Source organism: Nocardioides cremeus, from assembly GCF_030518195.1.
Lineage (GTDB): Bacteria > Actinomycetota > Actinomycetes > Propionibacteriales > Nocardioidaceae > Nocardioides > Nocardioides cremeus.
On record NZ_JAULSC010000007.1, the window covers coordinates 32,730 to 59,049 of the forward strand.

Sequence of the window (26,320 nt, forward strand, 5' to 3'; positions counted from 1 at the left end):
CCGCCTAGCTCGTCAGCAGCCCGCGCACGATCCGCAGCCCGACCGAGAGCCGCGCCAGGTCGGCGTCGTCGTCGGAGCAGATCTCGCCCAGGGTGGTCGCGGCACGGCCCACGGCGGTGGCGTCGGCCTCCTCCCAGGTCGCGATGCGCGCCGGGGCCGACTCCCCCTCGTCGCTGGCCTCGATGACGCGCAGCGTCAGCTGCAGGTGCACCGAGTGCAGGTCGTCGCGCAGTGCTGCGCGCGCCATCGTCTGCCAGCGGTCCTCGCGCGGCAGCGCCAGGATCCGCAGCACCAGCGCGGGCAGCCCCAGCCGCTCGCCGAGCGCGAAGTGCACCCGGGCGACCTCGGCGGGGTCCAGGCCCTCGCGGTTGGCGGCGTCGACGATGCCCAGCACCATGTACGCCGGCGGGAGCACCGCCACGCGCGCGGCCAGGTCCTCGGGGACCCCGCGCTCCACCAGCCGGTCGCGGCGCTGCTCGAAGGCGGTCAGCTCGCGCCCGGTCATCAGCTCGGGCAGCCGGGCGACGACCTCCTGCACCGGCCCGGTCAGCTGCTCGACCGTGCCGCTGCTGTCGAGCGGGGCGCGCCGGTTGGCCACCAGCCACCGGGTCGCCCGCTCGACCAGGGTGCGCATCTCCAGGCGCATCCGGGTCTGCACCGCGGCGTCGAGCCGGTTGTCGTAGGAGTGCAGCTCCTCGCGCAGCGGCAGCGAGCCGAAGATCTCCCGGGCCACGAAGTTGGCGTGGGTCAGCTCGGCGGGCCCGACCCCGGTCTCCCCGCCCAGGCGCGGCCAGAACGTCATGCCGGCACCGTTGACCAGGTCGTTGACCACCTGGGTCACGATGATCTCGCGGCGCAGCGGGTGGTTGCGGATCTGCTCGGTGAACCGCTCGCGCATCGCCGAGGGGAAGTAGACCAGCAGGTCCTGGTCGAGGTACGGGTCGTCGGGCACGTCGGAGGCGAGCAGCTCCTGGGCCAGCACGATCTTGGTCCAGGCCAGCAGCACCGAGAGCTCGGGAGCCGTCAGCCCCTCGCCCCGGTCGGCGCGCCGGCGTACCTCGCGGCTGCTGGGCAGCCCCTCGACCGCGCGGTTGAGGACCCCCTCGCGCTCGAGGCGCTTCATGAAGTCCTCGTGCACGTGCAGCAGCGACGGCGCGTGCGAGAGCGCGTTGGCCAGCGCCAGGTTCTGCTCGTAGTTGTCGCGCAGCACCAGCTCGGCGACCTCGTCGGTCATCTGCGCCAGCAGCTCGTTGCGCTGCTTGCCGGTCAGGTCGCCCTCGGCGACCACCCGGTCGAGCAGGATCTTGATGTTGACCTCGTGGTCGGAGGTGTCGACGCCGGCGGAGTTGTCGATGAAGTCGGTGTTGACGCGGCCCCCACCGGTCTCGGGGTCGCCGCCGAAGCGGGCGTACTCGATGCGGCCGGCCTGGGTCAGGCCCAGGTTGCCGCCCTCGCCGATGCAGCGCGCGCGCACGTCGCGCCCGTCGACCCGGATCGGGTCGTTGGCCTTGTCGCCGGCGTCGGCGTGCGTCTCGTCGCGGCTCTTGACGTAGGTGCCGATGCCGCCGTTCCACAGCAGGTCGACCGGCGCGGTCAGGATGGCGCGCATCAGCTCGGCTGGGGCCATCGAGGTCACGTCGTCCTTGATGCCGAGCGCTTCGCGCACCTGCGGGGTGATCGGGATCGACTTCTTCGAGCGCGAGTGCACGCCCCCGCCCTCGGAGATCAGCGAGGTGTCGTAGTCGGCCCAGGTGGTGCGGGGCTGGTCGAAGAGCCGCTTGCGCTCGGCGTACGACGTCGCGGCGTCGGGCGTGGGGTCGAGGAAGATGTCGCGGTGGTCGAAGGCGGCCACGAGCCGGATGTGCTCGGAGCACAGCATCCCGTTGCCGAACACGTCGCCGGACATGTCGCCGATGCCGACGCAGGTGAAGTCCTCGGTCTGGCAGTCGATGCCGCGCTCGCGGAAGTGCCGCTGCACCGAGACCCAGGCGCCGCGCGCGGTGATGCCCATCGCCTTGTGGTCGTAGCCCACCGAGCCGCCGCTGGCGAAGGCGTCGCCCAGCCAGAAGCCGTAGTCCTTGGACAGCTCGTTGGCGATGTCGGAGAAGGTCGCGGTGCCCTTGTCGGCGGCGACCACCAGGTAGGAGTCGTCGCCGTCGTGGCGCACCACGTCGACCGGGGGCGCGGTGCGCCCGTCGACGAGGTTGTCGGTGATGTCGAGCAGGCCGCTGATGAAGGTGCGGTAGGAGGCGATGCCCTCGGCCATCCAGGCCTCGCGGTTCGAGGGGTCGGGCAGCTGCTTGGCGAAGAAGCCGCCCTTCGCGCCGACCGGCACGATCACGGTGTTCTTGACCATCTGCGCCTTGACCAGGCCCAGCACCTCGGTGCGGAAGTCGTCTCGGCGGTCCGACCAGCGCAGCCCGCCGCGGGCCACCGACCCGAAGCGCAGGTGCACGCCCTCGACGCGCGGGGAGTGCACGAAGACCTCGTACTCCGGGCGCGGGCGGGGCAGGTCGGGGATGGCCGACGGCTCCAGCTTGAGGCTGAGGTAGCTCTTCGGGTCGCCCTGCTCGTCGCGCTGGAAGTAGTTGGTGCGCAGCGTGGCGCCGACGTGGGTCAGGTAGGAGCGCAGGATCCGGTCGTGGTCGAGGCTGGCGACCTCGTCGAGGGCGCCGGCCAGCTGCTCGCGCAGCGTCTCCTCCTGGGCCTCCCGGTCCTCGCAGGCCGGGTCGAAGCGGGTCTCGAAGAGCCGCACCAGCAGCCGGGTGATGTCGACGTTGCTGCTCAGCGCCTCCTCGATCGTGTCGAGCTGGAAGGGCGAGCCGCCCTGGCGCATGTACTTGGCGTAGGCGCGCAGCACCGCCACCTGCCGCCAGCTCAGCTCGGCGGCCAGCACCAGCACGTTGAACCCGTCGGTGTCGGTGCGCCCGTCCCAGATCGCGCGCAGGGACTGCACGAACAGGTCGCGCGAGCGCTCGGGCAGGGAGCGGCCGTAGCGCAGCCCGAACTCGTAGATGTAGCAGTAGCGGTCGGGGTGCTCGATCTCGTAGGGCCGCTCGTCGACGACCTCCACGCCCAGGCTCGAGAGCATCGGCAGCACCTCGGAGAGCGAGAGCGGGGTGCCGACGCGGTAGACCTTCAGCCGCACCTCGCCGCGACCGGCGTCGAGGTGCTCGTGCAGGGACAGGTCGAGGCCCTCCTCGCCCTCGATCGCCTCGAGGCGGCCCAGGTCGACGGCGGCGGTCCGCGCCGAGTAGTCCTCCTTGTAGGCCTCGGGGAAGGAGTCGGCGTAGCGCCGGCCGAGCACCGCACCCCCCTGCTCGCCGTACTCGGAGAGCACCGCGGCCAGGAAGTCGTCGCGCCACGAGCGCGACGCGTCGGCCAGGCGGCGCTCGAGGTCGGTGGTGTCGAGCGCGCGCAGCTGGCCGGTGACGGTCGGGTCGGTCTCGCCGCGCGGCAGGTGCACCACGAAGTGCACCCGGGCGGTGGTCGACTCGTTGATGCGCACGGTGAACTCGATCGACTCCCCGCCGAGGCGCTCGAGGAGGATCTCGCTGAACCGCTCGCGCACCGCGGTGTTGTAGCGGTCGCGGGGCAGGTAGACCAGCACCGAGACGTAGCGGCCGTAGGTGTCGGGGCGGATGATCGCGCGCACCGCGCGACGCTCGCGCGCCAGCATGGCCTGCTCGGCCATCGTGGCGAGCTGGGCGACGTCGGTGTGGAAGAGCTCGTCGCGCGGGTAGGTCTCGAGGGTGTCCATCAGGGCCCGGCCGGCGTAGGAGCGCGGGTCGAAGCCGCTGCGGCGCAGCACCTCGCGGGCCTTCTCGCGCAGCAGCGGGATGCGGGTCAGCGACTCGGCGTACGCCGTGGAGGAGAACAGGCCCAGGAAGCGCTGCTCGCCGACGACCTCGCCGCGCTCGTCGAACGTCTTGACGCCGACGTAGTCGAGGTAGGCCGGGCGGTGCACGGTGGCGCGGGAGTTGGCCTTGGCCAGCACCAGCAGGGACTTCTCGCGGGCCTTGGCCTTGACCGGGTCGGGCAGCCGCGCGAAGGAGGAGCTGTGCGCCTGGTCGGCGCGCAGGATGCCCAGGCCGGTGCCCGGCACCGCGCGCAGCACGTCCTCCTCGACGCCCTCGATCTCGGCGGTCCCGAGCCGGTACTCCCGGTAGCCCAGGAAGGTGAAGTGGTCGTCGACCAGCCACTCCAGCAGCTCCGCGCCCTGGCGGACCTCCTCGGCGGTCAGCTCGACCGGCGGGTCGCTGCGCAACCCCTCGACGATGTCGAGCATCCGCTGGCGGGTGCGCGGCCAGTCCTCGACGGCCTCGCGCACGTCGCGCAGCACCCGCTGCACGTCGTCGACGATCTGGTCGACGTCGTCGTCGTCGGCGAGCCGGTCGACCTCGACGTGCATCCACGACTCGCGCACCGAGGAGTCCTGCGGCTCCATGGCGCCGTCGTCGACGACCCGCGCGCGCTCGAGCTCGCCGGTGATGTCGCGCTCGACGTCGAAGTGGGGGTGCACGACCAGGTGCACCGCGCGCAGCTGGCGCGAGAGCTCCATGGTCAGCGAGTCGACCAGGAAGGGCATGTCGTCGGTGACGACCTCGACGACGCTGTGCCCGCCGGCCGACCAGCCGTGCTCGGCCAGGCTGGGGGTGAAGACCCGCACGTTGGCCCGGCCCTGGGGCCGCTGCTGGGCCAGGCGGTAGTGGCTGGCCAGGGCGCCGTACACGTCGCTCTCGCTGCGCTCGACGATGTCCTCGGGGGCCACGTGGCGGTAGTAGGCGGCGAGCAGGTCGCCGACCTCCTCGTGCGGCGGGCCACCGCTGCCGCGGCCCGCGCGGGCCAGCTCCACGGCCCTGGAGATCAGCTCGGACTTGTCGAGATCGTGCGTCGTCGTTGACACGATCCGACCCTAGGACCACGACGTGACGCGGACAACACGGGGGGCGGCACGCCGCCAGACGCTCTCACAGCTGCGAGCGCAGCTCCCAGAGCAGCGGGTAGTACTGCAGCGGCAGCCGCGAGCGCAGGTACGTCGACCCGCTCGACCCGCCGGTGCCCGACTTGGCCCCGATCATCCGCTCCACCATCACCACGTGCCGCGCCCGCCAGGAGGCGGCCAGCTCGTCGTGCTGCAGGAGCGCCTCGGCCAGCGCCCACAGCGCGGCGTGGGAGTCGCGGTCGTGGGCCACGGTGTGCAGCGAGCGGGCGACCTGCTCGTCGTCGTCGACCGCGAGGCCGGCGCCGGCGAGGGCGGCCAGGAAGGCGTCCCACAGCGTCGGCTCCTCGAGGCGACGGCGCAGCCGCTGCTGCTCGTCGTCGCTGAGCCCGCGGAAGCGCTCGAGGTAGCCCGGGTCCTTGGCCCCGGACAGGAACTCCAGCTCGCGGTACTGCACCGACTGGAAGCCGCTCGCCGGGGCCAGGCGCTGGCGGAACTCCAGGAAGTCCTGCGGGGTCATCGTCTCGAGGACGTCGACCTGCTGGACCAGGGTCCGCTCGATGACGTGCACCCGGGTGAGCAGGTGCTGGGCCCACCACAGCCGCTCGCGCCCCGCGCCCGCGGGCGCCAGCAGGGCGTCGCGAGCGGCGCCCACCTCGTGCAGCAGCTGCTTGAACCACAGCTCGTAGACCTGGTGGATGGTGATGAAGAGCAGCTCGTCGTGGGCCGGCGGGTCGGACTCGAGGTGCTGGCTGTCGAGCAGCTGGGGCAGGCGCAGGTAGGACCCGTAGGTCAGCTGGGCGCCCTGCTCGCCGAAGGACACGAACGTCTCACTCATGCCCCGCACCCAATCACGCCCCGGCCCCGGCATGATGTCGGCCATGAAGTTCACCCACGAGCTCACCTACGACGCCTCCCCCGCCGACGTCTACGCCATGCTCAGCGACCCCGCCTTCCGCGAGGAGGTCTGCCGGGCCCAGCAGGTGGTCTCCGCCGACGTCACGTTGACGCCCCGCGACTCGGGTGGCTTCCACCTGCTCGTCGACCAGGTGCAGGACACCGCCGGGCTGCCCTCGATCGCCCGCAAGATCACGGGTGACACCACCCAGGCCGTCGTCGAGGAGGACTGGTCGAGCCGCTCGGGCGGCACGGTGTCGGTGACCTCGCCCGGCAAGCCGACCTCGGCCACCGGCACGGTGGTGCTCGAGGCGGTCGGCCCCGGCGCCGCCGGCACCCGCGAGGTGGTCGAGCTCGACGTGAAGGTCAAGGTGCCGCTGGTGGGCGGCAAGCTGGAGGCGCTGATGGCCGAGAACATCAAGAAGGGCCTCGAGGTCGAGCAGGGCGTCGGCACCGCCTGGCTGGCGGGGGCGCGCTGATGTCGAAGCAGCTGCGCCAGGACCTGACGTACGACGCCTCTCTCGCCGCCGTCGCGGCGATGCTGGCCGACCCCGCCTTCCGCGAGGAGGTCTGCGAGCGCCAGAAGGTGCTGCGCCACGACGTGCGCATCGAGACGACCGGGGCGGGCGTGGAGGTGCGCATCGAGCAGGTGCAGGACGCCGCCGGCATCCCCTCCTTCGCCAAGAAGCTGATCGGCGACGAGATCACGATCGTGCAGGAGGAGCACTGGGCGTCCCCGGAGGCGGGCGACATCACCGTGACCATCCCCGGCAAGCCCGGCGACATGAGGGGCACCGCCACCCTGGCCGAGAGTGGCGGGGTCACCACCGAGACCGTCGACCTGACGGTGAAGGTGTCGATCCCGCTGGTGGGCGGCAAGGTCGAGGGCCTGGTCGCCGACATGCTGCGCAAGGCGCTGCTGGTCGAGAACAAGGTGGGGCGCGACTACCTGTCGCGCTGAGCCGGCACCTCGGGCTCGCCGGGCTGATCGGGCTGGTCGGGGTCGGCGTGGCGCGAGCGCCACCAGACCACCACGCCCAGCACCACGAACGGGCCGAAGGCCAGCACGAGCGTGAGCGCGCGCTCCACCGGGTGCAGCGCGCCGAGGTGCAGCAGGGCGAGCTGGGCCAGCACGAGGTCGACGATCGTCATCACCACAAGTGTCCCTCACCCCTGGGGACGGAATGCCCCGGGGGCCGGGCCCTGTTGGGACTGACATGCCCTCCCTCTTCGAGCCCCTGACCGCCGGCGCCCTCACCATGCCCTCGCGCCTGGTGATGGCCCCGCTGACCCGCAACCGGGCCGTCGGCACCCTGCCCGGCGACCTGCACGTCGAGTACTACGCCCAGCGCGCCTCCGCAGGGCTGGTCATCACCGAGGGCAGCCAGCCCGTGGCCGAGGGGCAGGGCTACCCCAGCACCCCCGGCTTCCACTCCCCCGAGCAGCTGGCCGGCTGGCGCCGGGTCGCCGACGCCGTCCACGAGCGCGGGGGCCGGATCGTGGCCCAGCTGATGCACGCCGGGCGGATCGCCCACCCCGACAACACCGGCGGCGAGGAGATCGTGGCGCCCTCGGCGCTGGCCGCGCCCGGTGAGATGTTCACCCCGACCGGCCCGCAGCCGCACCCGACCCCGCGGGCCCTTGAGACCGCCGAGATCCCCGGCGTCGTCGAGGGCATCGTGCAGGCCGCGCGCAACGCGGTCGAGGCCGGTCTCGACGGCGTCGAGGTGCACGCCGCCAACGGCTACCTGATCCACCAGTTCCTCGCGCCCGGCTCCAACACCCGCAACGACGAGTACGGCGGCTCCCCGCAGGCCCGGGCCCGCTTCGCCGTCGAGGTGACCCGGGCCGTGGCCGAGGCCATCGGCCCCGAGCGGGTCGGCATCCGGATCAGCCCGGCGCACAACATCCAGGGCGCCACCGAGGAGGACGCCGACGACGTCCGCGCGACGTACACGCACCTGGTCGAGCAGCTCGCCCCGCTGGGACTGGCCTACCTCAGTGTCCTGGCCGACCCACGGCTCGCGCTGGTCCAGGACCTGCGGGCCGCCTTCGGCGGCGTCGTCATCGCCAACGACGGCTTCGGCGAGGTCACCACCCTGGAGTCGGCCCAGGCGATCCTCGACGAGGACCTGGCCGACGCGGTCGCGGTCGGTCGCCTCTTCATCGCCAACCCCGACCTGCCGCGTCGCTGGGCCGAGGGCGCCGGGCTCAACGAGCCCGACTCCGCGACCTTCTACGGCGGCGGCGCCGAGGGCTACACCGACTACCCCGCGCTCGGGGCGTGACCTCGCGCTGACCCGGTCGTTCACCGGGGCAAGGCCGGGTCGCTCGGGTCCGGCCACGTCTCGGAAAGGTGGTACCGACATGGCCAAGCGCCTCGTCGCCGTCCTCGCCCTCTCGTTCGGGGTCTCGCTGTTCGCTGCTGCTGCTCCGGCCTCGGCCGCGAGCATCTGCATCGACTACGACATCTCGATCAACGGCCAGGGCCAGGCCGGCAGCCAGTGCCTGCCCGGCTGATCGGCAGCTGACTCCGCACGACGCAGAACGCCCCGCCCGGGAGTCCCGGGCGGGGCGTTCGTCGTTGCCGGGGTCGAGCCGCGACCCCTGGAGGCTCAGCCCATGTAGGGGTAGCGGTAGTCCTTCGGCGGCACGAACGTCTCCTTGATGGAGCGCGGGCTGGTCCAGCGCAGCAGGTTGACCGCCGCGCCGGCCTTGTCGTTGGTGCCCGAGGCGCGCCCGCCGCCGAAGGGCTGCTGGCCCACCACGGCGCCGGTCGGCTTGTCGTTGATGTAGAAGTTGCCGGCCGCGAAGCGCAGCGCGTGGCGCGCCCAGGCGACCGCGCCGCGGTCCTGGCTGATGATCGCGCCGGTCAGCGCGTACGGCGCGAACGACTCCATCTGGGCCACGACCGACTCGAAGGCGCCGTCCTGGGAGTCGTCGTAGACGTGCACGGCCAGGATCGGGCCGAAGTACTCGGTCGCGAACATCTCGTCGTCGGGCTTCTCGGAGACCACGACGGTGGGGCGCACGAACCAGCCCACCGAGTCGTCGGTCTGGCCACCCGCGACCACCTCGAGGCCCGGGGTCGACTGCGCCCGCTCGATGGCGGCGACGTGCTTGGCGAAGGCACGGTCGTCGATGACCGCGCCCATGAAGTTGGCCAGGTCGGTGGGGTCGCCCACCTTGATCGCCTCGACCTCGGCCACGAGGTCGTCCTTGATCTGCGACCACACCGAGGCCGGCACGTAGGCGCGCGAGGCGGCCGAGCACTTCTGGCCCTGGAACTCGAACGCGCCGCGGACCATCGCGGTGCGCAGCACCACCGGGTCGGCGGAGGGGTGGGCGACGATGAAGTCCTTGCCGCCGGTCTCGCCGACGATGCGCGGGTAGGAGCGGTACTCGGTGATGTTCTCGCCGACGGTGCGCCACAGGTGCTGGAAGGTGGGCGTCGAGCCGGTGAAGTGGATGCCGGCCAGGTCGCGGTGGGCCAGCGCCACCTCGGAGACCTCGAGGCCGTCACCGGGCAGCATGTTGATGACGCCCGGCGGCAGCCCGGCCTCCTCGAGCAGCTCCATGATCAGCGAGGCAGCCAGCTGCTGGGTGGGGCTGGGCTTCCAGAGCACCACGTTGCCCATCAGCGCCGGGGCGGTGGGCAGGTTGCCCGCGATCGCGGTGAAGTTGAAGGGCGTGATCGCGTAGACGAAGCCCTCGAGCGGGCGGTGGTCGGTGCGGTTCCAGACACCCGGGCTGTTGGCGATCGGCTGGTCGGTGAGGATCTGCTTGGCGTAGTGCACGTTGAAGCGCCAGAAGTCGATGAGCTCGCAGGCCGAGTCGATCTCGGCCTGGAAGGCGGTCTTCGACTGGCCCAGCACGGTCGCGGCGTTGAGCCGCTGGCGCCAGGGGCCGGCCAGCAGGTCGGCGGCCTTGAGGATGATCGCGCACCGGTCGTCGAAGGGCAGGTCGCGCCAGGCGGGGGCCGCCGCCAGGGCCGCGTCGATCGCGTCCTGGGCATCGGCGCGGGTGGAGTTGTGGGCGGTGCCGAGCACGTGCTGGTGGTCGTGCGGCTGCACGACCTCGATCGGGGCGCCGCCACCGTGGCGCCACTGGCCACCGATGTAGGCGGGGAGCTCGCGGGGCTCCTTCTCGAGCACCGCGATCTGTTCGAGCAGCGCCTCCCGCTCCGCAGAGCCGGGGGCGTAGTGGAGGTTGGGCTCGTTGACCGGAGCCGGCGGGAAGGAGATCGCGTCCATGACACGACCCTAGGCGCCGTCGGCCCCCTGGACCAGTTGACCGATCTCCTGGGTGGCGAACCACGCGAGGTCGTCGTCGGGATCGGCGCCCGTCTCGATGTCGACGTGCACCGCGACCACCTCGCGCACCGTCACCGGGTCGCCGGGCCGTCCGACCTCGGCCACCACGACCACCCGGCGCCGGCCCGCGCCGACGAGCTCGGCGGAGGCCTCGGCGGCGGTGAGCAGCGCGGCGTACTCGCTGTCCTCACTGTCGTCGTCGGCCTCGACCGCAGCGGTGGTGGCGAGCGCCTCGCCGGCGTGCAGGCGGGCGAGCAGCTCGAGGCTCGCCGGCAGGTAGAGGCGCGTCACGAGCGGTCCGCGCCCTTCTTGCGGCGACCGCGCGGCGCGCGCGGACGCACGCCCGAGACGGTGTCGAGCAGCTCGTCGAGCGACTCGGCCAGGCACTGGCCCAGCACGTCGGCGTCGGGCACCTTGTCGCGGTCGGCGGTGATGCCGTAGGAGACCTGGCCGTCGTACGACGTCACGCCGATCGCCAGCAGGTGCCCGGGCAGCAGCGGCGGCACCGGGTAGGTGGCCACCATCCGTGCCCCGGCGGCGTACAGCGGCGACTGCGGGCCCGGCACGTTGGTGACGACGAGCTGGTCGCTGCGCCCGGACTCCCAGGCCGCGACCCGGGAGCCGATGGCGTGGAAGGTGCTGGGCGCGAAGCCGGCGATGCCGGCGAGGCGGTTGGCCGCCACGCCGCGACCGGTCTCCTGGTGGCTCTGGAAGGAGTAGGAGACCTGGTGCAGGCGCACCACCGGGCTGGCCTCGCCGACCGGCAGGTCGACGACGTGGGCGGCCATCTGGCTGCCCAGCGAGGTCGCCTCGAGCTCGCTGTCGATGACCGAGACCGGCACCACCGCGCGGATGCGCCGCAGCCCCGACATCGACTCCGAGCGGTTCATCAGCCAGCCCCGCAGGGCACCCGAGATCGTGGCCAGCACGACGTCGTTGACGGTGCCGCCGTGGCCGTCGCGGATGCGCTGGTGGTCGGCGAGCGCGGTGTGCACCGAGACCACGCGGCGCTGCTGGGAGTGGCGCCCGCTGATCGGGGTCTCGCGCTCGTTGCCGCGACCGGTCAGGGCGCCCAGCACCCGGCCGGCTTGCTCGCCGGTGGTCTCGGCGGTGCGGGCCACCGAGGCGGAGGCGCTGCGCAGCGTCTGGCCCAGCACGGCGGGGCGGGTCAGGTTGTCGCGCACCGCCCCGGCCAGCAGGCTCGTCGCCGAAGGACGCTTCCAGGCGTCCCAGTCGTCGCCACCGAGCAGCTTGGGCTCGGGCGAGGCGTCGAGGAGCACCTGGGCCAGGTCGACGGTGTGCACGCCGTCGACCAGCGCCTGGTGCGCCTTGTAGAGCAGCGCCACCCGGCCGTCGGCGAGGCCCTCGACGACGTAGACCTCCCACAGCGGCTTGGAGCGGTCCAGGGGCCGGGAGACGATGCGGGCCACCAGCTCGCGCAGCTGCTCGGGAGTGCCCGGGCGCGGCAGCGCCGATCGGCGCACGTGGTAGCCGAGGTCGAAGTCGGGGTCGTCGATCCACACCGGGTTGGCCAGCCCCCCCGGCACCGCCTGCAGACGCTGGCGGTAGCGCGGGACGAACGAGATGCGGTCCTCGATCAGCTCGAGCAGCCGCTCGTGGTCGAAGCCGGAGTCGCCGGGCTCGAAGACCTCCACCGTGGCGTTGTGCCGCGGCGTCGATGCCGTCTCCTCGGCCAGGAAGGCCAGGTCGCGCGCCTGCACCCGGGTGGTCATCTGGCTGGGCCCCTCTCACCGTCGGCCTTGTCGTGCATGGGATTCTGTCAGAGTCGTCCGCCCCCGGCTGACCGGCCACGACCCGCCCCGACAGGAAGAGCCTCATGCACCGCGTCCCGACCCGTCCCTCGTCCCGCGGCCTGGCCGCCCTGGCGGCGCTCGCGCTGCCGCTGAGCCTGGTCGCCTGCGGCTCCGACGAGCCCGCGACGGACTCGCAGACGGGCTCCCCGACGGGCGCGGGGCCGACGACCGTCGAGATCGTCGTCGAGGACGGCACGGTCACGCCCAAGGGCGACCGGATCGAGGTCGGCGTGGGCGAGGAGGTCACCTTCACCGTCACCTCCGACGCCGCCGGCGAGGTGCACGTGCACTCCACCCCCGAGACCTCCTTCTCCTACGAGGAGGGCACCACCGAGGAGACCCTCACCTTCGAGCGTCCCGGCGTGGTCGAGGTCGAGGCCCACGACCCCGACCAGCTGATCGTCCAGCTCGAAGTCTCCTGACGTGGGGCCCCGGCTGGACGACGCCGCCCGCACGATCGAGGCCCACGGCATCGGTGGGGCCAAGGACCTGCCGATCTCGCCCGAGCTGGCGATCGCCGGTGCGGTCGCGGCGCTGACGATCTCCTTCACCGTGCTGGCGCTGGCCTGGCGCACCCCGCGCTACGCCTCACCGGCCCGCGGACCCCGCGGCGGCCACCCGCTCCCCGACAGCCTGCAGCGCCTCGTCGACTCCGCCGCCTGGCGCGGCGGGCTGCGCGTGGTCGGCCTGCTGTTCTTCGGCTGGGCCGCCCTGGCCGCGATCGCGGGCCAGGACCTGCTGACCAACCCGTTCTTCGGGATGTTCTACGTGTGGTGGTGGGTGGGCCTGGTGCCCGCCTCGCTGCTGCTGGGCCCGGTCTGGAAGGCCGTCAGCCCGGTGCGCACCTTCCACCTGCTCCTCGCGAAGGTCTCGGGCTCCGAGCCCGGCAGCGGGGTGCTGGCCTACCCGGCCCGCCTAGGCTACTGGCCCGCGGCGCTGGGCCTGTTCGCCTTCGTCTGGCTCGAGCTGGTCTACCCCTACTCCACCGAGCTGGGCCCGGTGCGGCTGTGGGCCTCGGTGTACGTCGCGGTGATGCTGCTGGGCGGTGCGCTCTTCGGCGACACCTGGTTCGAGCGGGCCGACCCCTTCGAGGTCTACTCCTCGCTGGTGGCCAAGCTGTCGGTGTGGGGCGAGTCCGAGGGCCGCGTCGTGGTCCGCTCCCCGCTGGCCAACCTGGCCACCACCGAGGCGCGTCCCGGACTGGTCGCGGTGGTGGCGGTCCTCTTCGGCAGCACCGGCTTCGACTCCTTCCGCGAGTCCCCCACGTGGGTGCGCTTCCTGCTCGGCACCGAGGCCATCGCCAGCCGCGACTGGGCGGCCACGCTCGCCGACAACATCGCCCTGCTCGTCTTCTGCGGCGGCGTCGGGCTGCTCTTCGCCCTGGGCACGATGCTCACCGGGGTCGGGCACGGCCAGCGCCGCCTGCTCCTGCCGGGCCAGTTCGCGCACACGATGATCCCGATCATCGTCGGCTACATCGCCGCGCACTACCTGTCCTACTGGCTCGAGGTCGGCCAGGACACCCTGATCAAGGCCAGCGACCCGCTCTCCACGGGCGCCGACTACCTCGGGACCGGCGACTGGAGCGTCAACTACTGGCTCTCCTACCACCCCACGCTGCTGGCCAACCTCAAGGTGCTCGGCGTCGTGCTGGGCCACGTGGTCGCCGTGGTGGCCGCGCACGACCGGGCGATCGCGCTGCTGCCCAAGCGGCACCAGCTGACCGGTCAGCTGCCGCTGCTGCTGCTGATGGTCTTCTTCACCGCAGGCGGGCTCTTCCTGCTCTTCGCCGCCTGAGGCCCCCGGCGGCCGCGGCCGGGGCGGCCGTGCCCACCAGGGCGTCGGCCAGCTCGGCGACCGCCCGGGTCAGCGGGGACTCCCCGCCCTCGAGCAGGGTGCGCCCGGCCACCAGCGCCCGGTCGACCCCGGCGCGGTCCTCGGGCAGGAAGTGCAGCGACGCGGGGGCCACGAACCCGCTGATCATCGAGCCCACCTCCTCGCGGGTCCAGCCCAGCGTGGGCCGCACCTGGTTGAGCACCACCCGCAGCGGGGTGCCCGGCCAGCGCTCCCCCAGCTCGACCAGCCCCCGGGCCAGGCGGGAGAGCCCGACCGGGTCGGCGGTGCCGACCACCAGCACCTCGTCGGCCACGTCGAGCGCCCCCAGGGTGAGCGCGTTGCGCGCCGGGCGACCGCCCAGGTCGGCGGAGGGGTCGTCCTCGAGCGAGGCGCCGGTGTCGACGACGACGTGGCCCTGGGCGCCGGCCAGCTCGAGCAGGTGCTCCAACGCCCCGGGCCGGACCTCGCTCCACCGGTCGGCACGCGGGAGCCCGGTCACCAGGCGCAGGTGCGGGCCCAGCGAGCGCTGCACCGACGCGAGCCGCTCCTCCAGCACCCCCGCCGTCGCCAGGCGGGCCGCGGCCAGCAGGCCCGAGACCTCGTCGAGCACGCCGAGCTGCTGGGCGATGCTCCCGGCCTGCGGGTCGGCGTCGACGAGCAGCGTCGAGAGCCGACGACGGGCCAGCTCGGAGGCCAGGGCCACGGCCACGGTGCTGCGGCCCGGCGCACCGGCCGGGCCCCACACCGCCAGCACCCGGCCCGCGCCCTGGGTGTCGGGGGCGCCGGGGCCGTCGGGGCCGCCGGGGGCAGCGGCGGGCCCCGTGGTCGGCGGCACCGCGACGGGCGGTCGCGCCGGAGGGACCGCGGGGGCGGAGGCGGCGGCGTCGTACGCCAGGCGCGTCGGCTCGGGCACCACCTCGGGCGCGGTGACGGCGTCGGCGACCGTGTCGACCCGGCCCTCGGGCACGAGGGTGCGGATGCCGATCCGCGAGGCGCGCAACCGGGCGGTGTCGGGCTCCACCGACCCCGGCACCACCGCCACGGGGCGGACCCGGTGGCGGCGCAGCAGGTCGACCGCCGCGGCGTCGAGCCCGTGCGCGTCGAGGCCGAGCACCGCGGCATCGGCCTGGCCGGCCGACGCGGCCGCCAGCAGGTCGTCGACGTCGACGCAGCGCTTGAGCAGCACCACGCCGGCCCGCCCGGTGAGCGCCTCGACGGCCGTGGACTCCCACGCCGCACCGGCCGCGGCCACCAGCACGACGACCGGCTCCCCCGGCCCGCGCAGCGACGTGCCCGAGGGGCCGGGACCGCTCATCGGGACCTCGAGACCAGGACCGTCGGCTCCCCCAGCCGGCCGAGCAGCGCCACGTAGGCGTCGGCGCCGTCCTCGGGCACCGCGACCACGACGCGGCGCTGGCCCGAGGAGCCGAAGCCGCCGTCGGGGGTGCCGGCGTCGACGACGGTCACGTCGGCCAGCACCGGGCCCGGGTCGAGCTCGACACGGCGTCCGTCGGCGTCGCGACCGGTGGCCACCAGGTAGACGTCGACGGTCATCCCGGCGCCCAGGTCGGGCAGCCGCTCGGGGTCGACCGACAACGGCAGCTCCACGAGACCGGAGTCCTGCGCCGAGCCGAGCGCGGCCACGGGGACCAGCTCGCCGGCCGCCACCGGCCGCACCAGCACGGCGTCGGCGGGCAGCTCGTCGTCGGCGCCCAGGTAACCCTCCAGCGCCCGCGCGTCGTCGAAGCGCACCCGCTGGGCGACCAGGTCGTCGGGCTGGAGCCGCTGTCCCACGCCGAGGTCGCTGCCGGCCGACCAGACCGTGACCATGTCGTCGGCGGCGGCGAGCAGCCGCGCGCCGAGCACCACCGAGGCGGCCACCAGCGCCACGCCGACCCACAGCCGCGGGTCGCGCCAGCCCGGGCGCCTGCTGCGCACGGCGCTGGGCACAGCCGCGGGCACGGCGCCGGGCACGGCCTGCTGATCGATGCTCACGGCGGGCATCATGCCCACTCCGAGCCGCTCTCTCACCTGCTCCTCCACAGGCCGGGGTGGCCTGCGCCGTCGCCGGCCGCCAGGTGGGAGCATGGGCCCATGCCCGGTACGCCCCGCTTCCTGACCCTGGCCGACGTCGCGGAGGTCCTCAACACCTCCAGCGCGCAGGTCTACGCGCTGGTGCGCCGCGGCGACCTGCCGGCGATCAAGATCGGCGGGCGCGGGCAGTGGCGGGTCGAGGCCGCGCAGCTCGAGGAGTTCATCGCGCGGATGTACGCCGAGACGCGCACCTTCGTCGACGAGCACCCCTACGTCGAGGCGGAGCGGCCCGAGTAGCGCCGGCGCCCCGGGAGCCCGGCTGCTCTCAGCCGACCTCGGCGCGCAGGGTGATCGACACCATCTCCCGCGAGCCCTTGCGCAGCACGGTGAAGTCGATGGTCTCGCCGGGCTGGTGCGAGCGGATCGAGACGATCAGGGCGATCCCGTCGGTGACGCGGTCGCCCTCGACCTCGACGACCAGGTCGCCCTTCTGCAGCCCGGCCTCCTCGGCGGCGCTGCCGCCCACGACCTCCTCGATGCGGGCGCCGCGCCCGTCCTCGCGCCCGGTCTGCACCTGGGCGCCGATCACCGGGTAGCGGGCCTCGCCGGTGCGGAGGATCTGGTCGGCGGTGACCTTGACCTGCTCGATCGGGATGGCGAAGCCGACCCCGATGTTGCCCGAGCTGCCGCCGCCGAAGCCGCCGCCGCCGGTGGTGGCGATGGCGGAGTTCACGCCCACGACCTGGCCGAGCAGGTTGACCAGCGGGCCGCCGGAGTTGCCGGGGTTGATCGCGGCGTCGGTCTGCACCGCGTTGATGTAGGACGACTCGTTGGCCGAGTCGCCGGTGGTGACCGGGCGCTGCAGCGCGCTGACGATGCCGGAGGTCACCGTCGAGCTCAGCCCCAGCGGCGAGCCGATGGCCACCACGGTCTCGCCGACCCGCAGGGCCGTGGACGCGCCGAGCGAGGCCGGCTCGGTGCCCTCGAGGTCGGGCACCTCGAGGACGGCCAGGTCGTAGACGGGGCTGCGGCCCACGACGCTGGCGGCGTACCGCGCGCCCTCCTGGTCGACGACCTGGATGCGTCCGTCGTCGGCGGCGTCGGCCACGACGTGGTTGTTGGTGATGACGTGGCCCTGGCGGTCGAGCACGAAGCCCGAGCCGGTGGCCCCCTCGGAGTCGCCGCCGAACTCGGCGATGATCTGCACCGTGGCGGGCAGCAGCGTCTCGGCGACCGCGGCGACGGTGCCGTCCTCGGGGCGCAGCGGGGCCTGGGTGACGGTGTCGACCCCGGCCAGGCCGTCACGGACCGGGCCGAGCCCCTCGCGCTCGATCGCGCTGACCAGCGCGCCGCCCACGGCGCCGCCGAGCAGGCCGACCACCAGTGCCACCACGGTCACGACCGGCCACACCCAGCCGCTGACCTTGGCCCGGGGCGCGGGACGGGGCGGCTGGCCGAAGCCGTTGTACGACGCGCCCGTCCACGGGCCGGGCACCGGCGCGGCCGTCGGGTGCGGGGGCAGCCAGGCGCCCTGCTGCGGCTGCTCGGGGGGTGGCGGCGGGGCAGGCTGCTGCACCGGCTCGGTCTGCTCCTCGTCGTCCACCGCACCATCATCCCCCGCAGGCCCTGACCACGAGCCCACCCGGGCGGCGGATGCCCTGGATCAGGGACCGGCGACCCCGCGGGCAGGCAGCACGCCCGGCCCGTGGGCCGGCACCGTCACCGACGTGGCCGGCACCTGGCGGTCGGCGGTGGGGGCGTCGGCAGGTGCCGCTCCGAAGGACAACAGCCCGAGCACGGCGACCCCGGCGGCGCCTCCCACAGTGGCCGCGACGGTGCCCGCGCGGCGTACGGGCGAGGCGGGCTGCTCGGCGAGCAGCAGGTAGCCCTCGCCCTGGGTGAGCCCCGCCTTGAGGGCGCCCTTGAGGTGCTCGGGGGCACCGGCCACGGGCGCCGCCCCCAGCCCGCCGAGGCGAGTCTTGACCGCGCCGAGCCGCTCGACGAGGTCGCGGCACTGGTGGCAGCCGTGCACGTGCTCCCACAGCCGGTCGGCCTCGTCGGCTCCCAGCCGGCCGTCGAGCAGGGCGCTGGCGCGGGTGCCGAGGTGACCCATCACCGGGCGCTCCCCAGCGGGCTCACGTCGGGCAGCGGTCGCGGGCCGGCGAAGCGCAGCCGGCCGTCGGCGGGGGCGCGGTGCGCCAGGGCGCTGCGCAGCATCGCCCGGCCCCGGTGGATGCGGCTGCGCACGGTGCCGAGCTTGGCGTCGAGGATCTGGGCGATCTCCTCGTAGCTGAGCCCCTCGACGTCGCAGAGCACCACGGCGGCGCGGAAGTCGGGGGGCAGCGTGGCCAGCGCCCGCTCGATGTCGTCGTCGAAGCGCTGGTCGGCGTAGGCCGCCTCCGGCGCCGGCGAGCTGCTCGCCAGCCGCGCAGCCCGCTCGTCGGAGAGCGCGTCGAACCGGATCCGCTGCTTGCGGCGGGCCTGGTCGAGGAAGAGGTTGGTGGTGATGCGGTGCAGCCAGCCCTCGAAGGTGCCCGGGGAGTAGGTGTGCAGCGAGCGGAAGACCCGCACGAAGACCTCCTGGGTGAGGTCCTCGGCGTCGTGCCGGTCGCCGGTCAGGCGGTAGGCCAGGCGGTAGACCCGGTCGGAGTGCTCCTCCACGACCTGCTCCCACGACGGCAGGTCCGCCGAGGGGTGCTCGGGGTGCCCGGGGTGCTCGGGGTGCCCGGGGTGCTCGGGACCGTTCATCGCGCTCTCCTGCTGTCGCCGCCTGCTGCGCACGTCGTCGTCACCCTCCACGCTAGGACTCCTTGCTGAGGGGAGCCTGTGAACGTCGTTCGCCCTGTCCAACGCCCCGGCCCCGCGACGGGTTCCCCGGGTACCCGGGGAAACCGATCGAGTGACCGCCCAGGCTCGCCGGGAGGGGGTCCGGAGGTGCCTGGGGGGTCACTGGACCCTCGGGTCGGCGCTGGGGTGCCGGGCGGCGGGCCCGCGCCACGATAGGTTGGGCGCACCGTGCGGGCGAGCGCCCGCGCGCCGTGTCTGCAGGAGGCCCGTCATCACCACGCCGATCACCCCCGCCAGCTGGTCCCACGCGGAGGCGTTCGTCCCCGAGGACGACGTCCTGGCCGCGGCCCGTGCGCGCGCCGAGGAGGTCGGCGTGGTGCCGATCAGCCCCGGCGGCGGCGCCTCGCTGCGCTTCCTCGCCTCGGTGCTCGAGGCTCGTGCCGTGGTCGAGATCGGCACCGGCACCGGTGTCTCCGGGCTCTGGCTGCTGCGCGGCATGCGCGGCGACGGGGTGCTGACCACCGTCGACATCGAGGCCGAGCACCAGCGCCTGGCCCGCCAGTCCTTCAGCGAGGCCGGGGTGGCCTCCCAGCGCGCCCGCACCATCTCGGGCTCCGCGCTCGACGTGCTGCCGCGCCTGACCGACGGCCACTACGACCTGGTCTTCTGCGACGGCGACAAGCGTGAGTACTCCGCCTACCTCGCCGAGGCGCTGCGCCTGCTGCGTCCCGGCGGCGTGGTGGCCTTCGACAACGCCCTGTGGCACGACCGGGTCGCCGACCCCGCGCAGCGCGACGAGGAGACCGTGGCGATCCGCGAGCTCGGGCGCACCGTCGCCGCCCACGACGGCCTGCTCTCGGTGCTGCTGCCCGTCGGCGACGGCCTGCTGTGCGCCAAGAAGGTGTGGAGCCCCGACGACGAGGACTAGAGCGCCGCAGCCTGCTCCTCGGAGATGATCTCGACGAACCAGCGGTGACCCCACTCCGAGCCACGCACCGGGTCGCCGGCCTCGATGCCCTTGCGCGGGACGTCCTTCGGCGCGGGTCGGGACCCGACGACGTAGATGTTCCACCTCTGCCCGAGGTGCTCCTCGGTGGGGCTCAGCGTGAGTGAGGCGTCCGGTGCGTGCTCGGTCCAGGGCAGGGGGTAGCCCTCTTCCTCGTAGTAGCCCCCGAACGTGCCGTCGGCCGCGACGTAGCGGTCCACCCCCTTGGCGAACTGGGCGCCCTCCTGCCACTCGCCCTCGTAGGAGACGGAGTAGGTACGTCCGGCCACGAGGTAGTCCTGGCCGTCGGCCTCGATGGTGTCGAGGGAGGCCATCTCCGGGTGCGCGACGGGGGTCGGGATCGTGTACCTCAGGACCCTGCTGGTGCGGACCAGCTTCTTGCGCCGGTACTCCTTGACCACGAACCGGTAGGTCTGCCCGTACTCGAAGTCGTGGTCGTGGACCGAGAACGATGCGTACCCGTAGTCATCGGTCGACGAGGCCCGCCCACCGCCTCTCACGAAGGCCCGGTAGGTGTGCCCCTTGCGCACGCCCTTGAACCGCATGCTCACCACGCTCCACCCCCAGAGGTAGCCGGCACCGCCGCACTCGCACGAGACGCCGGGGGCCGTGATCCGCAGCGGCTTTTGCCCAGCACGATCGACGGTCGGAGCGGCCGTCGCCGCGTGGAGCGACGGTCCGGCAGCCTGTGCCGGGGCGAGGCCGATGCCTCCGACGAGGAGGGTCAGGGACGTGACGACACCGGCGAGCCGGGTCGGGGAGGTGAGCAGCACGAGGCACTCCTTCGGTGGACGGAGCCCCGAAGGTGCCAGACTGCGACGGCGCCGGAGGCGCCGACGAGCGACTCCGGACGATCCCGAACGGTCGCGTCAGCCCTCGTCGCGCGCGACGGGGGTGAAGCCGTCCCAGCCCTCGGCGACGGCGACGACGTCGCAGGCCTCGATGAGCACTGGCGCGCTGCCGATGATCACCGAGCCCGGCGCCTCGGCGGCGCCGGCGGTGAAGGTCTCCTGGAACGCCGCGCGCGCCTCGTCGGTGGCGAAGACGTAGCAGCCCTCGAACCACTCCCCCGCGCGCATCCGCCAGGTCTTGAACCGCAGGTCCGACATGCCGGTGAACTTGGCGTGCGAGGTGCCCTCGACGTACGTCGCCAGCTCGGCCTCGACGCCCTGGGGCGCATCGGCCAGCGACCAGCGCACGGTCAGGCCCTTCACGAGCCGACCCCGGCCAGCGGGTCCTCGGAGCCCAGCCAGCTCAGCAGCGCGCGGGCCCCGAAGCCGGTCGGGCCGGCGCTCCACTCGTGCACGTCGACCGGCGAGTCGCCGACCGAGGCGACGTCGAGGTGGGCCCAGGGCACGTCGCCGCTGAAGTGGCGCAGGAAGAGGGCTGCGGTGATGGCGCCCGGGCCGCCGCCGGCGTTGTCGGCGTCGGCGACCTCGGAGGCGATCCGCTCCTCGTAGACGTCGGCCAGCGGCATCCGCCACAGCGTCTCGCCCGACGCCTCGCCGGCCACGGCGATGTGGCCGGCCAGCGCCTCGTCGTCGGCGAAGAAGCCGCCGGTGCGCAGCCCGAGGGCGACCTTCATCGCGCCGGTCAGGGTGGCGACGTCGACGATCGCGGCGGGGGCGAGCTGGGCGACGCCGTACGCGAGCGCGTCAGCCATCACCAGCCGGCCCTCGGCGTCGGTGTTGGTGACCTCGGAGGTGCGGCCGCCGTAGTGGCGCACCACGTCGCCCGGGCGCATCGCGCTGCCGGAGACGGCGTTCTCGGCCGCGGCGACCAGGCCCACGACCCGCACCGGGCAGCCGACCTCGCGCAGCGCGGCCATGGTGGCGATGACCACGGCGCCGCCGGTCATGTCGCGCTTCATGGTGGCCATGCCCTCGGCGGGCTTGATCGACAGGCCGCCGGTGTCGAAGGTGATGCCCTTGCCGACCAGCACCACCGTCGGGGTCTTCTTGGTGGCGCGGGGCGGGGTGTAGTCGAGGCGGATCAGCCGCGGCGGGCTGGCCGAGGCCTGGCCGACGCCCAGGATGCCTCCACAGCCCTCGGCGGCCAGGCGCTGCTCGTCCCACACCTCGACCTCGAGGCCGGCGCGGGCGGCGACCTCGACGGCCTGCGCGGCCAGCCAGGCGGGGTTCTTCAGGTTCGAGGGCACGGTGGCGAGCAGCCGCGACTGCCAACCGGCACCGGCGACGGCCAGCGCGCGCGCCAGGACCGCCCGGTTCTCCTCGGTGTCCTCGACGTCGCTGAGCACGGCGCGGCCCACGGGACGCTGGTCGGGCTCCTGGCCCGACCAGCGGAAGCCGAAGGAGCCGAGCACCAGCCCGACGACGAAGGCCTCCAGGCCAGCGGCCAGGCCTTCAGGCCCGGCCACGGCCGGCACCGAGGTCGCCACCGCCTCGCGGTTGCGCACCGCGCGGGCCAGCGCGGCCCCGGCGCGACGCAGGTCGACCGGGCGCTGCTGGCCCACCCCGACGAGCAGCACCCAGCGCAGGTCGGCGTTGTCGGGTCCGCCCAGCGGCACCGGCACCCGGGTGACCTCGCCAGCCGCGCCGGTGGCCTCCTCGAGCTCCAGGATCGCGAGCAGGTCGAGCCCGAGCTGCTCGCACAGCTCGGCCGCCCCGGGCCCGAGCACCGGACCGGTGCCACCAGAGGCGGCAGCGTCGGCGTCGTCGCCGTCGCCGCTCTCGGCCGGCAGGACGGGCACGGCCACCACGTCGACGCCGAGGACGGCGTACGGCCCGAGGTCGCTGAGCGCGACGTCGGGCGGGGCGACCTGGGGCGGCAGCTGGGGCTGGTCGGCGGTGGTCTCAGGCATCGAGGACGACGACAGCCGGCTCAGCCGACGACGCCCTTGAGGGCGTCTCCGAGAGCGGTGGCCTCGTCGGCGTTGAGCTCCACGACGAGGCGGCCTCCACCTTCGAGCGGCACGCGCATCACGATGCCGCGCCCTTCCTTGGTGACCTCCAGCGGACCGTCGCCCGTCCGCGGCTTCATCGCCGCCATCCGGCACCTCTTCCATTCGTGCGTGCAGGGGTGCGCACCCGAGGACCCGGGACACGCTTGGTCTCTAGTATCCCCCATCGCCCTGGTGATCGGCACCACAGGGTTGCCCTGCGCGATCTCGGCGGCCCCGGCGCGGGGTGGGCGCCGGGCGGGCGCGGCGTCGGGCAGACTCGCCCCATGACCTCCGAGAGCGCCCCCACGACCGTCCTGCTCGACGTCACCGCCGGCGTCGCGACGATCACCCTGAACCGCCCCGAGGCGATGAACAGCCTCGACAACGCGACCAAGGTGCAGCTGCTGGGTGCGCTGCGTGAGGTGGCCGACGACAGCGCCGTGCGCTGCGTGGTGATCACCGGGTCGGGGCGCGCCTTCTGCACCGGCCAGGACCTCAAGGAGCACATCTCGCTGCTCGAGAGCGGCGGCAGCGACGCCCTCTTCAGCACCGTCGACGAGCACTACAACCCGATCGTCACCGCCATCGCGGAGATGGACAAGCCGGTCGTGGCGGCCGTGAACGGGGTCGCCGCGGGCGCCGGGGCCAGCATCGCGATGGCCTGCGACCTGCGCGTGGTCGCCGAGGGCGCCGGCTTCAACCTGGCCTTCGCCGGGGTCGCGCTGTCGTGCGACACCGGCGCCTCGATCCACCTGCCCCAGCTGGTCGGGCGGGCCAAGGCGATGGAGCTGCTCTACTTCCCGCGCACGGTGCCGGCCCAGGAGGCCCTCGAGCTCGGGCTGGCCACCGCGGTGGTGCCGGTCGAGGACTTCGACACCGAGATCGACGCACTGGCCACCCGCCTGGCGGCCGGACCCACGGTGGCCTTCGGGGCGATGCGCCGCTCGGTGGCCTTCGCCGCCCACCACGACTTCGCCGAGGCGCTCGCCTTCGAGAGCGAGCAGATGACCCGCACCGGCTCGACGCACGACCACCGCGCCGCCGTCGAGGCGTTCGTGGCCAAGCAGCGCCCGCAGTTCGAGGGTCGCTGACCAGGCCTGACCGGCCTAGACCACGGCCGACCAGTAGGCCCAGGTGAAGACCGCCACGCCGACGACCATGCCGCCGTGGGCGAGCACCGAGAGCCCCGGCCCGGTCGACCAGGTGTCCTCGGTGCCGGCCTGCGCGTGCCTGCCCTTCGAGGGCAGCCAGCGCGCGAGGATCAGCAGGCCGACCAGCGCCACCACCCACCACAGGCCCAGCGCGACGACGCCGAGCAGCGAGCCACCCAGCGCCGAGTCGGCGGGCGCGACGAGGAAGACCAGCCAGAGCACCAGCGCCAGCGCGCCGGCGCCGGTGTGCACCGCGAGCCAGCGTCGTCCCACGTCGAGACGGCGCGCGGCGCCGTCGGCGCGACCGAGACGGACACGGGTGAGCACGACCACCACCGCCGCGAGGGCGGTGAGCACGTAGACGACGACCTGGGAGGACACCCGCGTGAGTGTGCCCTACGGCTCGTGGCGCGCGCCACGTTCCCCGTCAGCCCCAGGAGCCCCGTCGGCCTCCAGCTGGGCGGCCAGCCGGTCGAGCAGCGCGTCGACCTCCGACATCCGGTAGCCGCGGAAGGCCAGCGAGAACCGGACCCGGCGCAGGTCGTCGCCCACGATCCGGCCGGCGGGCACGCTCACGTCGGGCCGGTCGTCGTACTCGGGGGCCAGCGGGGTGCCGCGGCCGGCGGCGACCATCGCGATGGCCCCCAGCACCAGGACCAGCAGGATCGCGAAGAACCACATCATCGCGGCGGGTCCTCCTCGGCACCGCGGTGCTGCACGGCCGCCACGTGACGCACCGCCTCCTCGACGTCGTCGGTGAGGTGGATCAGGTCGAGGTCGGCCGGCGAGATCTTGCCGTCGGCCAGCACCGTGTCGCGCATCCAGTCCAGCAGCCCGCTCCAGTAGTCGACGCCGACCAGCACGATCGGGAAGCGGGTGACCTTCTTGGTCTGCACCAGCGTGATCGCCTCGAAGAGCTCGTCGAGGGTGCCGACGCCGCCGGGCAGCACCACGAAGCCCTGCGAGTACTTCACGAACATGGTCTTGCGCACGAAGAAGTAGCGGAAGTTGATCCCGACGTCGACCCACTCGTTGAGACCGGCCTCGAAGGGCAGCTCGATGCCGAGCCCGACGCTGGTGCCGCCCGCGTCGCAGGCACCCTTGTTGGCCGCCTCCATCGCTCCCGGCCCGCCGCCGGTGATCACCGCGTAGCCGGCCTCGACCAGGAGACGGCCCAGCTGCTCGCCCTGCGCGTACGACGGGTGCTCGCGCGGGGTGCGCGCGGAGCCGAAGACGGCGATCGCGGGCCCCAGCTCGGCCAGGGCGCCGAAGCCCTCGACGAACTCGGCCTGGATCCTCATCACCCGCCACGGGTCGGTGTGCACCCAGTCGGCACCGCCGGGCGAGTCGAGCAGGCGCTGGTCGGTGGTCGTGGCCTCCTCGGCGCGGGTGAAGACCGGGCCCTTGAAGCGACCGCGCAGCCGCGACACCTCAGGCCCCCGCCCGCTCGGCGTCGCCCGTGGCGCCGGTCAGCCACGAGTGCAGGGCCCGCTCGCAGTGCTCGATCTCGGCGACCGGCACGTGCTCGTCGGCCTTGTGCGCGAAGAGCGGGTCGCCGGGGCCGTAGTTGACCGCGGGCACGCCGAGCGCGGTGAAGCGGGCCACGTCGGTCCAGCCGAACTTGGGGGCGACCCCGCCGCCGACCGCCGCGACGAACTCCTTGGCCGCGGGCCGGTCGAGCCCGGGCATCGCGGCAGCGCCGAGGTCGGTGAGCGTGACGTCGTAGCCCTCGAAGAAGTCGTGCACGAAGGCCTGCGCGTCGTCGGTGGAGCGGTCGGGGGCGAAGCGGAAGTTGACCTCGACGACGCACTCGTCGGGCACCACGTTGCCGGCGACGCCGCCGCGGATCGCGACCGCGTTGAGGCCCTCGTGGTACTCCAGGCCGTCGATCACCGGGCGCCGCGCCTCGTAGGCGTTGAGGCGGGCGAGGATGTCGGCGGCGCCGTGGATGGCGTTGACGCCCTTCCAGGAGCGCGCCGAGTGGGCCCGCTCGCCGGTGGTGCGCACGTCGACGCGCAGGGTGCCCTGGCAGCCGGCCTCGACGCCGGCGTTGGAGGGCTCCATCAGGATCGCGAAGTCGGCCTCGAGCAGGTCGGGTCGCTGCTCGGCGACCATCTTGAGCCCGTTGTGCTCCTCCTCGATCTCCTCGGCCTCGTAGAGCACGAAGGTCACGTCGCGCACCGGCTCGGGCACCGTGGCGGCCAGCCGCAGGATGACCGCGTCGCCGCCCTTCATGTCGCAGGTGCCCAGCCCGTGCAGGATCCCTGCCTCCTCGTCGAGGCGGCTGGGGAAGTTGCCGTTGACCGGCACCGTGTCGAGGTGGCCCGCGAGCACCACCCGCTCGGCGCGGCCCAGGTCGGTGCGCGCCACCACGGTGTTGCCCAGCCGCGTCACGGTGAGGTGGCCCAGCGCCTCCAGCGCCGTCTGCACCGCGTCGGCGATGCGCTGCTCGTCGCGACTGACCGACTCGATGTCGCACAGCTGGCGGGTCAGCGTCACCACGTCGGCGCCGAGGTCGAGGGCGACCGGGCCGCTCGTCGTACCGGCCGGGCTGGTCTGGGGGCTGGTCATGGCGCCCATCCAACCAGCCGCTCCCCCGCCCCGGGTGGGGTGCGCGCCGCCGGCCCCGAAGGTTCAT

General features: G+C 73.7%; 28 protein-coding genes. 9 read left to right on the plus strand and 19 right to left on the minus strand.

What is annotated here, in order from left to right:
• Positions 1 to 4: 4 nt before the first annotated feature.
• Positions 5 to 4,906 (minus strand): NAD-glutamate dehydrogenase, encoded by a 4,902-nt coding sequence (locus QWJ41_RS09165; protein WP_302707513.1) that lies wholly within the window; start codon positions 4,904 to 4,906, stop codon positions 5 to 7.
• A 64-nt stretch (positions 4,907 to 4,970) separates the two neighbouring features.
• Entirely contained in the window at positions 4,971 to 5,780 is an 810-nt protein-coding gene (locus tag QWJ41_RS09170; protein WP_302707515.1) for a tryptophan 2,3-dioxygenase family protein, read from the minus strand.
• Positions 5,781 to 5,823: 43 nt separating this feature from the next.
• Between QWJ41_RS09170 and QWJ41_RS09175 the strand changes: the two genes are divergently transcribed.
• On the plus strand, positions 5,824 to 6,318 hold the full coding sequence (locus QWJ41_RS09175; RefSeq protein WP_302707517.1) for a DUF2505 domain-containing protein: 495 nt from the start codon (positions 5,824 to 5,826) through the stop codon (positions 6,316 to 6,318).
• Positions 6,318 to 6,800, plus strand: a complete 483-nt coding sequence (locus tag QWJ41_RS09180) for a DUF2505 domain-containing protein (RefSeq protein WP_302707519.1) — start codon at positions 6,318 to 6,320, stop codon at positions 6,798 to 6,800. The genes QWJ41_RS09175 and QWJ41_RS09180 overlap by 1 nt, the downstream gene beginning before the upstream one ends.
• Here the strand turns inward: QWJ41_RS09180 and QWJ41_RS09185 are convergent.
• On the minus strand, positions 6,785 to 6,991 hold the full coding sequence (locus QWJ41_RS09185; protein ID WP_302707520.1) for a hypothetical protein: 207 nt from the start codon (positions 6,989 to 6,991) through the stop codon (positions 6,785 to 6,787). The genes QWJ41_RS09180 and QWJ41_RS09185 overlap by 16 nt on opposite strands.
• Positions 6,992 to 7,056: 65 nt before the next feature.
• Between QWJ41_RS09185 and QWJ41_RS09190 the strand changes: the two genes are divergently transcribed.
• Together QWJ41_RS09190 and QWJ41_RS09195 are read left to right on the plus strand one after the other, a co-directional pair.
• Complete coding sequence (locus QWJ41_RS09190; protein ID WP_302707522.1) at positions 7,057 to 8,127, plus strand: alkene reductase; 1,071 nt, start codon at positions 7,057 to 7,059, stop codon at positions 8,125 to 8,127.
• Between the two features lie 79 nt (positions 8,128 to 8,206).
• Positions 8,207 to 8,359 (plus strand): hypothetical protein, encoded by a 153-nt coding sequence (locus QWJ41_RS09195; RefSeq protein ID WP_302707524.1) that lies wholly within the window; start codon positions 8,207 to 8,209, stop codon positions 8,357 to 8,359.
• Between the two features lie 95 nt (positions 8,360 to 8,454).
• On the opposite strand, the gene pruA is transcribed toward QWJ41_RS09195, so the two are convergent.
• From pruA to QWJ41_RS09210, 3 genes are read right to left on the minus strand one after another with little or no spacing between them, the layout of a single operon-like run.
• Positions 8,455 to 10,092 carry an L-glutamate gamma-semialdehyde dehydrogenase gene (pruA, locus tag QWJ41_RS09200; protein WP_302707526.1) on the minus strand — a complete coding sequence of 546 codons (1,638 nt, stop codon included), beginning with the start codon at positions 10,090 to 10,092 and terminating at the stop codon, positions 8,455 to 8,457.
• Positions 10,093 to 10,101: 9 nt separating this feature from the next.
• Complete coding sequence (locus QWJ41_RS09205; RefSeq protein ID WP_302707528.1) at positions 10,102 to 10,443, minus strand: DUF6912 family protein; 342 nt, start codon at positions 10,441 to 10,443, stop codon at positions 10,102 to 10,104.
• Positions 10,440 to 11,885 carry a WS/DGAT/MGAT family O-acyltransferase gene (locus tag QWJ41_RS09210; RefSeq protein WP_302707530.1) on the minus strand — a complete coding sequence of 482 codons (1,446 nt, stop codon included), beginning with the start codon at positions 11,883 to 11,885 and terminating at the stop codon, positions 10,440 to 10,442. The genes QWJ41_RS09205 and QWJ41_RS09210 overlap by 4 nt, the downstream gene beginning before the upstream one ends.
• Positions 11,886 to 11,989: 104 nt before the next feature.
• Between QWJ41_RS09210 and QWJ41_RS09215 the strand changes: the two genes are divergently transcribed.
• Both QWJ41_RS09215 and QWJ41_RS09220 read left to right on the plus strand, forming a co-directional pair.
• Complete coding sequence (locus QWJ41_RS09215) at positions 11,990 to 12,388, plus strand: hypothetical protein (RefSeq protein ID WP_302707532.1); 399 nt, start codon at positions 11,990 to 11,992, stop codon at positions 12,386 to 12,388.
• Position 12,389: 1 nt separating this feature from the next.
• Entirely contained in the window at positions 12,390 to 13,763 is a 1,374-nt protein-coding gene (locus tag QWJ41_RS09220) for a hypothetical protein (protein WP_302707534.1), read from the plus strand.
• On the opposite strand, the gene QWJ41_RS09225 is transcribed toward QWJ41_RS09220, so the two are convergent.
• Together QWJ41_RS09225 and QWJ41_RS09230 are read right to left on the minus strand one after the other, a co-directional pair.
• On the minus strand, positions 13,726 to 15,117 hold the full coding sequence (locus tag QWJ41_RS09225) for a CpaE/TadZ family protein (protein ID WP_302707536.1): 1,392 nt from the start codon (positions 15,115 to 15,117) through the stop codon (positions 13,726 to 13,728). The two genes, QWJ41_RS09220 and QWJ41_RS09225, sit on opposite strands and share 38 nt — an antisense overlap.
• Positions 15,114 to 15,797 carry a hypothetical protein gene (locus tag QWJ41_RS09230; protein WP_302707538.1) on the minus strand — a complete coding sequence of 228 codons (684 nt, stop codon included), beginning with the start codon at positions 15,795 to 15,797 and terminating at the stop codon, positions 15,114 to 15,116. The genes QWJ41_RS09225 and QWJ41_RS09230 overlap by 4 nt, the downstream gene beginning before the upstream one ends.
• A 99-nt stretch (positions 15,798 to 15,896) precedes the next feature.
• On the opposite strand from QWJ41_RS09230, the gene QWJ41_RS09235 reads away from it, so the two are divergent.
• A complete protein-coding gene (locus QWJ41_RS09235; protein ID WP_193669083.1) occupies positions 15,897 to 16,133 on the plus strand; it encodes a helix-turn-helix domain-containing protein in 237 nt (78 codons plus the stop codon).
• 28 nt (positions 16,134 to 16,161) lie between these two features.
• Here the strand turns inward: QWJ41_RS09235 and QWJ41_RS09240 are convergent, their stop codons facing one another.
• The 3 genes from QWJ41_RS09240 to sigE are packed head-to-tail and all read right to left on the minus strand — an operon-like array spanning position 16,162 to position 18,635.
• Entirely contained in the window at positions 16,162 to 17,439 is a 1,278-nt protein-coding gene (locus tag QWJ41_RS09240) for a S1C family serine protease (RefSeq protein ID WP_302707540.1), read from the minus strand.
• 60 nt (positions 17,440 to 17,499) lie between these two features.
• Positions 17,500 to 17,952 (minus strand): anti-sigma factor family protein, encoded by a 453-nt coding sequence (locus QWJ41_RS09245; RefSeq protein ID WP_302707541.1) that lies wholly within the window; start codon positions 17,950 to 17,952, stop codon positions 17,500 to 17,502.
• On the minus strand, positions 17,949 to 18,635 hold the full coding sequence (sigE, locus tag QWJ41_RS09250) for an RNA polymerase sigma factor SigE (protein ID WP_302707543.1): 687 nt from the start codon (positions 18,633 to 18,635) through the stop codon (positions 17,949 to 17,951). Before sigE ends, QWJ41_RS09245 begins: the two co-directional genes overlap by 4 nt.
• A 259-nt stretch (positions 18,636 to 18,894) precedes the next feature.
• Between sigE and QWJ41_RS09255 the strand changes: the two genes are divergently transcribed.
• Complete coding sequence (locus QWJ41_RS09255) at positions 18,895 to 19,551, plus strand: O-methyltransferase (RefSeq protein ID WP_302707772.1); 657 nt, start codon at positions 18,895 to 18,897, stop codon at positions 19,549 to 19,551.
• Here the strand turns inward: QWJ41_RS09255 and QWJ41_RS09260 are convergent.
• The 4 genes from QWJ41_RS09260 to QWJ41_RS09275 all read right to left on the minus strand — a co-directional run bounded on the left by QWJ41_RS09260 (position 19,548) and on the right by QWJ41_RS09275 (position 22,638).
• The gene (locus tag QWJ41_RS09260; protein ID WP_302707545.1) at positions 19,548 to 20,402 is read right to left on the minus strand and encodes a hypothetical protein; all 855 of its coding nucleotides are present in this window, start codon (positions 20,400 to 20,402) and stop codon (positions 19,548 to 19,550) included. The genes QWJ41_RS09255 and QWJ41_RS09260 overlap by 4 nt on opposite strands.
• A gap of 96 nt (positions 20,403 to 20,498) precedes the next feature.
• Positions 20,499 to 20,843, minus strand: a complete 345-nt coding sequence (locus tag QWJ41_RS09265) for a hypothetical protein (protein ID WP_302707547.1) — start codon at positions 20,841 to 20,843, stop codon at positions 20,499 to 20,501.
• The gene (locus QWJ41_RS09270) at positions 20,840 to 22,450 is read right to left on the minus strand and encodes a leucyl aminopeptidase family protein (protein ID WP_302707548.1); all 1,611 of its coding nucleotides are present in this window, start codon (positions 22,448 to 22,450) and stop codon (positions 20,840 to 20,842) included. Before QWJ41_RS09270 ends, QWJ41_RS09265 begins: the two co-directional genes overlap by 4 nt.
• Before the next feature lie 20 nt (positions 22,451 to 22,470).
• Positions 22,471 to 22,638 carry a DUF3117 domain-containing protein gene (locus QWJ41_RS09275; protein ID WP_082602897.1) on the minus strand — a complete coding sequence of 56 codons (168 nt, stop codon included), beginning with the start codon at positions 22,636 to 22,638 and terminating at the stop codon, positions 22,471 to 22,473.
• Positions 22,639 to 22,815: 177 nt separating this feature from the next.
• Here QWJ41_RS09275 and QWJ41_RS09280 point away from each other — a divergent pair, with 177 nt between their 5' ends.
• Positions 22,816 to 23,622 (plus strand): enoyl-CoA hydratase/isomerase family protein, encoded by an 807-nt coding sequence (locus tag QWJ41_RS09280; RefSeq protein ID WP_302707555.1) that lies wholly within the window; start codon positions 22,816 to 22,818, stop codon positions 23,620 to 23,622.
• Positions 23,623 to 23,637: 15 nt separating this feature from the next.
• Here QWJ41_RS09280 and QWJ41_RS09285 read toward each other — a convergent pair whose 3' ends face one another.
• From QWJ41_RS09285 to dapE, 4 genes are read right to left on the minus strand one after another with little or no spacing between them, the layout of a single operon-like run.
• Positions 23,638 to 24,063, minus strand: a complete 426-nt coding sequence (locus tag QWJ41_RS09285; RefSeq protein ID WP_302707557.1) for a hypothetical protein — start codon at positions 24,061 to 24,063, stop codon at positions 23,638 to 23,640.
• Positions 24,064 to 24,078: 15 nt separating this feature from the next.
• The gene (locus QWJ41_RS09290; protein WP_302707559.1) at positions 24,079 to 24,366 is read right to left on the minus strand and encodes a DivIVA domain-containing protein; all 288 of its coding nucleotides are present in this window, start codon (positions 24,364 to 24,366) and stop codon (positions 24,079 to 24,081) included.
• Positions 24,363 to 25,112, minus strand: a complete 750-nt coding sequence (locus QWJ41_RS09295) for an LOG family protein (protein ID WP_302707561.1) — start codon at positions 25,110 to 25,112, stop codon at positions 24,363 to 24,365. The genes QWJ41_RS09290 and QWJ41_RS09295 overlap by 4 nt, the downstream gene beginning before the upstream one ends.
• Before the next feature lies 1 nt (position 25,113).
• Entirely contained in the window at positions 25,114 to 26,253 is a 1,140-nt protein-coding gene (gene dapE / locus QWJ41_RS09300) for a succinyl-diaminopimelate desuccinylase (protein WP_302707563.1), read from the minus strand.
• Positions 26,254 to 26,320: the final 67 nt, after the last annotated feature.